This window comes from Aeromicrobium sp. CnD17-E, from assembly GCF_024124745.1.
In the GTDB taxonomy this organism is placed as follows: Bacteria; Actinomycetota; Actinomycetes; order Propionibacteriales; family Nocardioidaceae; genus Aeromicrobium.
Genome location: NZ_JAMXRU010000106.1, coordinates 1 through 10,207, shown reverse-complemented (window position 1 = coordinate 10,207; position 10,207 = coordinate 1). Strand labels below are relative to the sequence as shown.

6 protein-coding genes are annotated in these 10,207 nt (G+C 73.1%); 4 read left to right on the top strand and 2 right to left on the bottom strand.

Annotation, left to right across the window (positions count from 1 at the left end):
- Positions 1-295: 295 nt before the first annotated feature.
- The 4 genes from fabG to NH339_RS15305 all read left to right on the top strand — a co-directional run bounded on the left by fabG (position 296) and on the right by NH339_RS15305 (position 4,006).
- Positions 296-1,054, top strand: coding sequence for a 3-oxoacyl-ACP reductase FabG (fabG, locus tag NH339_RS15320; RefSeq protein ID WP_253026878.1), 759 nt, complete (start codon positions 296-298; stop codon positions 1,052-1,054).
- Between the two features lie 7 nt (positions 1,055-1,061).
- Positions 1,062-2,093, top strand: a complete 1,032-nt coding sequence (locus NH339_RS15315) for a phosphotransferase (RefSeq protein WP_253026876.1) — start codon at positions 1,062-1,064, stop codon at positions 2,091-2,093.
- A gap of 107 nt (positions 2,094-2,200) precedes the next feature.
- Positions 2,201-2,824, top strand: a complete 624-nt coding sequence (locus NH339_RS15310; RefSeq protein WP_253026874.1) for a TetR/AcrR family transcriptional regulator — start codon at positions 2,201-2,203, stop codon at positions 2,822-2,824.
- Positions 2,825-2,920: 96 nt separating this feature from the next.
- Positions 2,921-4,006 (top strand): type IV toxin-antitoxin system AbiEi family antitoxin domain-containing protein, encoded by a 1,086-nt coding sequence (locus NH339_RS15305; protein WP_253026872.1) that lies wholly within the window; start codon positions 2,921-2,923, stop codon positions 4,004-4,006.
- Between the two features lie 108 nt (positions 4,007-4,114).
- Here NH339_RS15305 and NH339_RS15300 read toward each other — a convergent pair whose 3' ends face one another.
- Positions 4,115-4,576 (bottom strand): holo-ACP synthase, encoded by a 462-nt coding sequence (locus NH339_RS15300; protein ID WP_253026870.1) that lies wholly within the window; start codon positions 4,574-4,576, stop codon positions 4,115-4,117.
- 8 nt (positions 4,577-4,584) lie between these two features.
- On the bottom strand, positions 4,585-10,182 hold the full coding sequence (locus NH339_RS15295) for a polyketide synthase (protein WP_308207087.1): 5,598 nt from the start codon (positions 10,180-10,182) through the stop codon (positions 4,585-4,587).
- Positions 10,183-10,207 lie beyond the last annotated feature (25 nt).

Genomic DNA, 10,207 nt, shown 5'->3' with positions numbered 1-10,207 from the left:
CGAGGACGTCGCGGTGGTGGGGCCGGGCTGCCTGCGCCGCCGCACCCGCCGCGGGGTCGACCGCGACGTCGGGGGCGGGCACGTCGAGCTGCGTCATGCGATCTCCTGAAACATGAGGGTTTCCTCAACCTTACCCCAAAGCCGAGGGATTCCTCATCTTCTGTGACTCACCTCGCGCGTCGCCGCCGCGCTGCGACCGGCGACGCCCGAGGGCCGGGTCGGGCCCTGGCCGCGGCGAGCGCCGTGCGCTACCGTGAGCCCAGACCTAAGCAAGCGCTTACCTCAGGAGAACTGCATGAGCGAGAACCGCCGCACCGCCCTCGTCACCGGCGCCGCCCAGGGCATCGGTGCCGCCGTGGCCCAGCGCCTGGCCGCCGACGGCCTGGCCGTCGCCGTCGTCGACCTCGACGAGAACGCCTGCTCCGACACCGTCGAGGCCATCACCGCGGCCGGCGGCACGGCCCTCGCAGTCGGCGCCGACGTCTCCGACCCCGCCGCCGTCGACGCCGCCGTCGAGCGGATCACCGCCGAGCTCGGCGGCCCGACCGTCGTCGTCAACAACGCCGGCATCATCCGCGACAACCTGCTCTTCAAGATGACCGTCGAGGACTGGGACGCCGTCATGGCCGTCCACCTGCGTGGCTCCTTCAACACCGTCAAGGCCACCCAGAAGCACATGGTCGAGGCGAAGTTCGGCCGCATCGTCAACCTCTCGAGCACCTCCGCGCTCGGCAACCGCGGCCAGGCGAACTACTCCGCCGCCAAGGCCGGTCTGCAGGGCTACACCAAGACCCTCGCCATCGAGCTCGGCAAGTTCGGCGTGACGGCCAACGCGATCGCCCCGGGCTTCATCCAGACCCACATGACGGCCGCGACCGCGGAGCGCATCGGCGTCCCCTTCGACGACTTCATCAAGTTCAGCGCCGAGCAGATCCCCGTCCAGCGCGTCGGCCAGCCCGAGGACATCGCACACACCGCGTCGTTCCTCGTGAGCGAGGGTGCCGGGTTCGTGTCGGGCCAGGTCATCTACGTCGCCGGCGGACCGAAGGACTGACCCGACCGTGAGCACGCCCGAGGGACTCGACCTCGACGCCTTCGCGCGCTGGCTCGACGAGCAGGCTCCCGGCCTGCTCGTCGGCCCGCTCGAGGCGTCGCTCATCACCGGCGGCAAGTCGAACCTGACCTACGCCGTCACCGACGGACGTCGCGACGTCATCGTCCGCCGACCGCCCCTCGGGCACGTGCTCGCCACCGCCCACGACATGGGCCGTGAGCACCGCGTCATCGCCGCGCTCGCCGACACCGCGGTCCCCGTGCCGGTCACCCACGGCCTCTGCCAGGACGACGCCGTCACCGGAGCGCCGTTCTACGTGATGGAGCGCGTCGTCGGCACGCCGTTCGCGCGCGCGTCGGACCTCGCCGCGCTCGGCGAGCAGCGGGTGCGGACCATCACCGCGCGCATGGTCGACGTGCTCGCCGACCTGCACGCCGTCGACCCCGACGACGTCGGCCTCGGCGACTTCGGCCGGCCCGACGGGTACCTCGAGCGTCAGGTGCGGCGCTGGAAGAAGCAGCTCGACGCGTCGCGCAGCCGTGAGCTGCCGGGCATGGACGAGCTGATCGCGCGCCTCGACGCGTCGATCCCGACGGCCGGCGAGGGCACGATCGTGCACGGCGACTACCGCCTCGACAACCTCCTCGTCGACGCGAGCCCCGATGGCGGCGACCGCGTGACCGCGGTGCTCGACTGGGAGATGAGCACGCTCGGCGACCCGCTCACCGACGTCGCCGTGCTGCTCGCCTACCAGCAGCTGGCCGAGGAGGCGGGCGCGGGCGCCGGGGCCGGGCTGGTCACCGACGCCGCGCAGGCACCCGGGTACCTCTCGCGCGAGGAGGTGCTGGCGCGCTACGCACAGCGGTCCGGACGCGACGTCTCCGACATCGACTTCCACCTGGCGCTCGCCTTCTTCAAGCTCGCGGTCATCCTCGAGGGCATCCACTTCCGGCACAGCCACGGCCAGACGCTGGGCGCCGGCTTCGACGGCATCGGCGACCTCATCGAGCCGCTCGTCCAGGCCGGCCTGCGGGCCTGAGGCCCCGCTCCCCCACGTCGTCGGCGTGACGGAGCCCGTGGTGACTCGCGAGTAGGTCACGTCACGAACGCTCTCCTCGGCGTCGCGCGTCCCCTAGGGTGGGCCGCGTGACCGCCGAGATCCTCGAGCCCCGACGTCGCCCCACGCAGGAGCGCAGTCGGGCCAAGTTCGAGCTGCTGCTGCGCACCGCGCGCGAGCTGCTGCTCGACGTCGGGTTCGAGTCGTTCACGTGCGAGGAGGTCTCGCAGCGCGCGGGGCTGCCGACGGGCACGCTCTACCAGTACTTCGCCAACAAGTACGTGATCGTCTGCGAGCTCGATCGTCAGGACGCCGTCGCCGTGCACGAGGAGCTCACCCGCTTCTCGGAGATGATCCCGTCGCTCGACTGGTTGCGCTTCCTCGACCGGATGATCGACCACATGGCGAGCCTGTGGTCCGCCGACCCGTCGCGTCGCGCGGTGTGGCTGGCCGTGCAGTCGACGCCCGCGACCCGCGCGACCGCTGCCGTGACCGAGCGCGAGCTGGCCGCCGCCGTCGCCCGCTTCCTCGCCCCCCTCACCCCGGGCACGCCACGCGAACGTCGCCAGATCATGGCCGAGGTGCTCGTGCACGTCACCTACTCGATGCTGAACTTCTCCGTCCGCGACGGCCAGAGCCACGCCGAGGCCGTCATCGAGCTCAAGCGCCTCCTCGCCTCCTACCTCCTCGCCTCCGAGCCCGACCCCCGCTGACCCCTCCCCGACCCAGTCCGCCCTTGCGCGTTTACGTGGGGCCCCACACAAACGCGCAGATGAGGCGCATCTTTGGGTGGGGCGGAGCCGGTTTGCGTGGGGGTGTTCGTCCACAGACGGGCCGCGCGTTCGACGAAGGTGGCCGGCTCGTCCACAGGGTGTCTGCGTGGGCTCCTCCTACAGCCGGAGAAGGTCTTCCTTGGGAGGATGACTCACGACGAGCTCGCCGCACTCGCTCATCATCACGGCGGCTACCTTCTGACCCGCCACCTGCTCGAGCTGGGCCTCAGCCAACGACGCATCAGCTCGCTGGCCCGCGAGGGTGTACTCGCACGACCCCGCCACGGTACGTACGTGCCACGCGGCCTGTGGGAGCATGCCGACGCCGTGCAGAAGCACGCGATCCTCACCCGCTCGGTGCTCGAGCGCGCTGACGACGGTGCCGTCGCGACGCACCAGTCCGCAGCGGCGCTGCTGGGGCTCGACCTCTGGGGCACCGACCTCTCACTCATCCACCTCGCCCGCACCGACAAGAGGTCGGGGCGTCACATCGCCGGGGTCGTGTGGCACGAACCAGACCTCCGGACGGACGACGTCACCATGGCCGCCGGCGTGCCCACCGTCCTGCCTTCGATCGCCGCGCTGCAGATCGCCGCGTTCACCGGGGTGGAGCAGGGCGTCGTCGCCTTGAGCTCGGTCCTTCGAGCTCGAGGGACCTCCGAGGTGGAGCTCGCTGAGCAGGTCTCGCGCTTCCGGTCATGGGCAGGTGCGGAGACGGTGCGCCAGACCGTGCAGCTCGCCGACGGACGCCTGGAGAGCGCGGGCGAGGCCCGCTCGTTCGTGATGTTCTGGCGCCATGGAACAGACCTGCCCGAGCTTCAGGTAGTCATTGTCGATGCTCACGGCCGAAAGGTCGGCCGCGTCGACTTCGAGTGGACTGCCGATCGCCACGTCGGTGAGTTCGACGGACTCGTCAAGTACGGACGCTCGAACCAGCACCGGCGCGATCCCGGCATGGGGATCGTCGAGGAGAAGCTGCGTGAGGACGAGGTCCGTGACACGTGGCGCGGCGTCTCCCGGTGGGGCTGGGTGGACCTGCACTGGTCGAACCAGGCAACCACTGTCGCCCGTATCGAGGCCGCGCGGGCTCGCTCTCGCCGTCTCTACCTCCCGGTGGCCTGACTCCCCCACGCAAACGAGCTCCGCCCCACGCGAACATGCGCCTCATCTGCGCGTTTGCGTGGGGCCCCACGTAAACGCGCACCCGACGGGAGGGAGGGCAGGGAGGGGTTAGTGGGTGAGGAGGACGTAGGCGAGGGCGTGGTCGGCGTCGTGGGTGAGGCTCAGGTGCGTCTCGACGTCGGGGAGGTGGCTGGCGACGGCGCCGAGCAGGCGCAGGCGGGGGCGGCCCCAGGCGTCGCACACGACCTCGACCTGGCGCAGCGCCTCGTCCCCCATCACCGGCGGATCGCCGAAGAGCGAGGCCGACCACGCCTTCACCAGCGCCTCCTTCGCCGCCCAGCGCACGGCCAGGTGGCGCCCCGGGCCGCCACCGTGACCCGCCGCCCGGTCGGCGGCGTCACGCCGCTCCCCCGGCGTGAACACGTCCGCGAACCGCGACCCCGCCAGCTCCAGCTGCTGCTCGAACGACGGCACGTGCACGAGGTCCACGCCGACGCCCAGCACGCCGGCGCCGGCGGGGACGGGCGCAGCCGCCCCCACCGCCGCCACCTCGACGGCTCCCCGGTCCACACCTGGCGTCACGAGCACGACGGCCCGACGTAGACGCCGTCGTCGCCGAGACGCGCCTGCGGGTCGAGCAGCACCGACGCCTCGCGACCGCGGACGCCGTCCGTGCCGAGCCGGCGGCCCGACGGACGTTCGTACGCCGACGCCGCACCGACCATCACCCGCGCGAGGCGCATCCGACCCGCGACGGCACGCTCGCGTGCCCGCGCCCGGTACGACGCGCGCTCGCCCTCGGGCAGCGCCTGCACGAACGCCTCCGGGTGGGCCAGCGCGATGAGACCGGCCACGTGGCCGAACCCGAGGCTGGTCACCAGACCCGCCTTCAGCGGCGCACCGGCGAGCGGCTCGCGCAGCCACACCAGGTGCTCGTGCTCGGCCAGCACGTCGTCGACGCAGTCGAGGCTGCGGTTCGGCGGCAGGACGCCGCTCGCGAGCACCTGGGTGAGACCGATCAGCTGGAACGCCGCCGCACCGCCCTTCGCGTGCCCGGTCAGCGTCTTCTGCGACACGACGAACAGCGGGTTGCCCGCGCTGCGCCCGATCGCCGCCGCGAGCCGCTCGTGCAGCTCGGACTCGTTCGGGTCGTTCGCGGCGGTCGACGTGTCGTGCTTGCTCACGACGCCGACGTCGTCGGCGTCGAGGCCGAGCGCGCGCAGCGACCGAGCCAGCTGCGACTCGCGGCCGCCGATGCCTGCCGCCAGCGCCCCGATGCCGGGTGCCGGGATCGACGTGTGCACGCCGTCCGCGAAGGAGCCGGCGTACGCGACGACGGCGTGCACCGGCAGGCCCATCCGGGCGGCGACGTCGCCGCGCGCGAGCAGGAGGGTGCCACCGCCCTGCGACTCCACGAACCCGCCGCGCCGCCGGTCGTTGGCGCGGCTCACGCGCCGCGGATCGATCCCCTGCGCGAGCATCGCGCCGGAGTCGGCCGTGGCCGACATGTCGGCGAAGCCGATGATCCCCTCGGTACTGAGGTCGTCGAACCCACCGGCCACGACGAACTCCGCCTTGCCGACCGTGATCTTGTCGACGCCCTCCTCCACGGAGACGGCGGTGGTGGCGCACGCGGCGACCGGGTGGATCATCGCGCCGTAGCTGCCCACGTACGACTGCACGACGTGCGCGGCGATGACGTTCGGCAGCGCCTCCTGGAGGATGTCGTTCGGGTTGCTCTCCCCGAGCAGCGTGTTGACGTACAGCGCGTGCATGGAGGCCATGCCGCCCATGCCGGTGCCCTGCGTGTTGGCGACGAACGCCGGGTGCACCCAGCGCATCAGCTCGGCGGGCGTGAACCCGCTCGAGAGGAACGCGTCGACGGTGCACACGAGGTTCCAGATCGCCACACGGTCGATGCTCTCGAGCATCTCGGCCGGCACGCCCCAGACGGCCGGGTCGAACCCGGTCGGGACCTGCCCGCCGATGGTGCGGGTGAGCTCCATCCGACGCGGCACGCGGATCTCGGTGCCGGCCTTGCGGGTCACGGTCCACTCGCCGTCCTGCGACGCGGTGATCGTCGTGCGCTCGGGGTCGGCGGCGTGCATGGCGCGCGCCTCGGCCTCGCTGCCGACGGCGAACGTCAGGTCCTGCTCGAGGAACACCGACGTCAGCAGCGGCGCGGTGTTGTCGACCATCGAGCCGTCGTCGCCGTACGTGCGGATGCCGCAGCGCTCGACGACGGCGTCGTGGTAGCGCTCGTGCACGTCGGCCTCGTCGACCGCCTCGTTCGTCTCGACGTCGTACCAGCCCTGGTTCGCGTCGTCCCAGGCCAGCAGCCCGGTGCTCCACGCCAGCTCCAGCACGCCGGCGGCGGAGAGCTCGTCGTGCACCTCCATCTCGAAGCGCGTGCGCGCCGAGCCGTAGGGGCCGAGCTCGCCCGTGCCGACGACGACCACGAGGTCCTCGGGACGTGCCGACACCTCGCCCCACGCGGGGGCGGTGGGGTCGGGCAGCTGCGCGGGCGACGGCGCGAGGGCCGCGACCGTCGCGACCTCGTCGGCGACGTCGGTGCTGGGTCGCTCCACGCCCTCGGCGAGGGCGCGCAGGTCGAGCTCGGCCTCGCCGAGGCCACCCGTCAGGTCGAGCTCGACCGGGGCGACGGCGGCCTGCTCGCGCACGAGCGCGGTGCAGCCCTGCTCGAGCAGCGCGGACGCCATCTCCTCGGGGCTCCAGGTGCGGACGCCCGCAGCCTCGACGGCCTGCACGAGCGGGTCGTTGCCGCCCATCAGGCCCGTGCCGCGGACCCAGCCGATGATGGCGTGGGTCAGGGTGACGCGCGACGACCACGCCTTCTCCGCACCCCACTTCGTGACGACGGCGTCGAGCGCGGCCTTGGCCTCGCCGTACGCGCCGTCGCCGCCGAACATGCCGCGGTTGGGCGAGCCCGGGAGCAGCACGTGCAGGCGCGAGGCGAGGTCGTGGTCGCGGCCGGTCGTGGCGAGGGCGCCGACGAGGCGCTCCACCGACCACAGCAGGATGCGGGCCTCGACCTCGGTGCGGCTGCCCGCGTCCGACAGGTCGCCCACGACGCGGCCAGCGGCGAACGGCACGAGCATCGTCGGCACGAGGGCCGGCTTGGTCACGTGCTTGGTGCTGCCGACCGTGCGCGACTGCTCGGCGACCACCCACGACGCGAGCGCGTCGACGTCGGCGAAGGAGGCCATGTTGGCGGGGACCACCCAGAGGCGGGCACCGGCGCAGGCGTGCGAGCGGTAGAGCTCGCGGAAGAAGCCGACCTTGCGGCTGTCGAGGCCCGACGTGGTGGCGACCACCGTCGCCCCACCGGCGAGCAGCTCGCCCACCACCGACGCGGCGATGGAGCCGCGGCTGGCACCGGTGACGAGGGCGACGTCGTCGGCCCAGGCCCCGGGGGTCGTGTCGAGCGCGACGTCGGCCACCTGCTCCAGACGTCCCACGAGCCCTGCGTCGTCGGTGCGTCCGGCCCACCAGCGGGCCTGGGCCGCGACGACCTCGCCCGCACCCCTGAACCGGCTGGGCTCGACGTCGACCTGGCCCAGCGCGAGCCGCGCCAGGTCCTCACGGGCACTCGCCCACCGGTCGTCGAGCAGCACGGCGCGCCGCTCGTCGAAGGCGGGCGCGACGGCCTCGACCCAGTCGGAGCCGAGCTCGGCCTCCACCCGCGCGAGCACACGCCGGGCGTCCTCGTCGGGCTCGGCACCATCTGCCGCCCAGGGCCCGGCACCCCCGCCGAGGTCGTCCAACCTCGCGAGCAGGTGACGGGCCGTGCTGGCGAGCACGCCGTCGGGGCCGGTGATGTCCCCGGTGATCTCGGCCAGGGCGGCGGCGTCGACGGTGGCGTCGGACCCCCCGGCCGCGGGCAGCGCGACGGTCACGCCGTGGCGTGCTGCCACGGACTGGACAGCCGCGTCGACGGCCGCGTCGACCTCGGCGCCGTTCGTCGGCGTGGCGACGGTGGCGAGGTCGCCCCCGCGCACGCTCGCACCGTCACGGGTGGAGAGCGCCAGCTCGGCCAGCACGTGGCTGGCCCACCCGGCGCCGAGCTGCCAGACGTCGGTGACCCGGTCGGCGACGGACGACTGCTTGCGACCCGTCGGGCCGAGCACCTTCTTGAGGTGGTCGGCGAACGTCGCCGAGAGCACCGGACCGAACGGCTTGTAGCCGCGGGCCAGGCCCTTCACCTGCGCCGACAGCGTGGGCACGTCGGCGTCGGCCGCGCCGTCGATGGCGCCCAGCGACAGCTCGCCGCCGAGGTCGACCAGCAGCTGGTTGCGGCGCGACGACGCACCGTCGCACAGCGACTCGATGGAGTCGGCGGCGCCGATCTGCTCCGGGCGCAGCTTGGTCCACCACGCGATGAGCGTGCGGGTGCCGTCGGCGGCGTCGAACGTGAGGTCGGCGGGTCGGGGTCCCGACGAGGTGGGAGCCGCGGCGGGCGCCGCCGCCACGGGAGCGGCTGCCGTGTCGGACGCGGCGGTCTCCTCGGCCACCTCGTCCTCGACCGGTGCCGGGTCCTCGTCGGTCGCGAAGACGGCGGCCGCGTCGCGCTCGATGTTCGCGACGTCGACGCCACGGGCACCGGTCGTCGCCTGCACCGTCGGGAGCTTGAGCGTCGACGACGCCAGGTTTGCCACCGTCGGCGACTGGCCCACCCCGATCTCCACGAAGCGCTCGACACCGAGGCCGCCGTTCTCGACGCTCGCGAACATCAGGTCCTGCGTCTCGATCCAGCGCACCGGGCTGGCGAACTGCCACGCGAGCAGCTCGACGAGCAGCGTGCGGCACAGCGCCTGCGGACGCGCGCTCCAGGCGTCGACGTCGGCCAGGACGGCGTCGAGCGGCGAGGGGCCGACCAGGTCGGCGACCTCCCGGATGAAGTCCTGCGCGAGGGAGAACGGCCGCGGCACGAGGTTCGGCACGTAACGGCCCTCGAGGATCGACGGATCGATCTCGGCCGGCAGCAGCTCCTCCAGCCGGGCGCGGAAGTCCGGCACGCCGCCGTGCAGCACGCGCGAGTGGAAGGGCACGTCGATGCCGGGCACCAGGATGAACGCGGCCTTGCCGCCGAACCGCGCGCGACGCTCCGCGACGTCGGCCTCCAGGACCTCCAGGCCCCGCACCGTGCCGGCGATCGCGTACTGCGACCCGCGCAGGTTGTAGTTGACGATCTGCAGGAACTCGCCGCTGCGCTCGGCCACGCCGTCGACGTAGTCCGTCACCGTCTCCATCTGTCGCCCACGGCCCGACGCCCCCGCCGTGTCGTCCTCGAGCCCGATCTGCGAGGGACGGATCGCCGCCAGACGGTAGTCGCTGCGGCCCTGCTCGTCGCGCGGGACGAGCGTGTGCATGACGGAGCCGCGCTGGAAGACGACCTCGACGACCGCCTCGAGCGGGATCACGCCGGAGACCGCGGCGAGCGCGTTGTACTCGCCGACGGAGTGGCCGGCCAGCACGGAGCCCTCGACGAACGCGCCCGACTCGCGCAGCTCGGCCATCTGCGCGGCGCCGAGCACCGCCATCGCCACCTGCGTGAACTGGGTCAGGAACAGCACGCCGTCGGGGTGCTTGTGGGTGGTGCCGTGGGCGACGAGGACCGTCGGGTTGTCGCGCACGACGGTGAGGATCGAGAACCCGAGGGCGCTGCGGGTGTGCGCGTCGGCGCGGTCCCACACGGCCCGAGCCGCCTTCGACCGCTGGTAGCCCGCCATGCCCATGCCCGCGTGCTGGATGCCCTGGCCCGGGAACGCGTACGCGGTGCGCGGTGCACGCAGCCGCGCGGTGGCGGCCATGACGAGCTCACCGCCCGCCCGGCAGGTGACCTCGACGACCTCGTCGCCCTCGACGAGGGCGGTGCGCTCGGCCTTGACCGACACCTCGGCCCCCGGAGCCAGTGGGCTGAGCCAGCGGGTGGTCCAGCCGAGCAGGGTGCGCCCGGTCTGCTCGACGACGACGCGCTGCGCCGCGGCCGAGAGCCACATGCCGTGGGCGATCGGCTCGCCGAGACCCGCGAGGCGTGCGGCGGCCGTGCTGGTGTGGATGGGGTTGTGGTCGCCCGAGACCGCGGCGAACGCCCGCAGGTCGGCGGGAGCGGTGACCGTGCCCTCGGCGCGGGTGCGACGCGGGGTCGGGTGCACCTCGACGTCCTCGAGCCGTCCGCCG

Excerpts from the sequence above, each read along its gene's own strand:
- fabG (WP_253026878.1), top strand. The coding sequence starts at position 296 with ATGAGCGAGAACCGCCGCACCGCCCTCGTCACCGGCGCCGCCCAGGGC.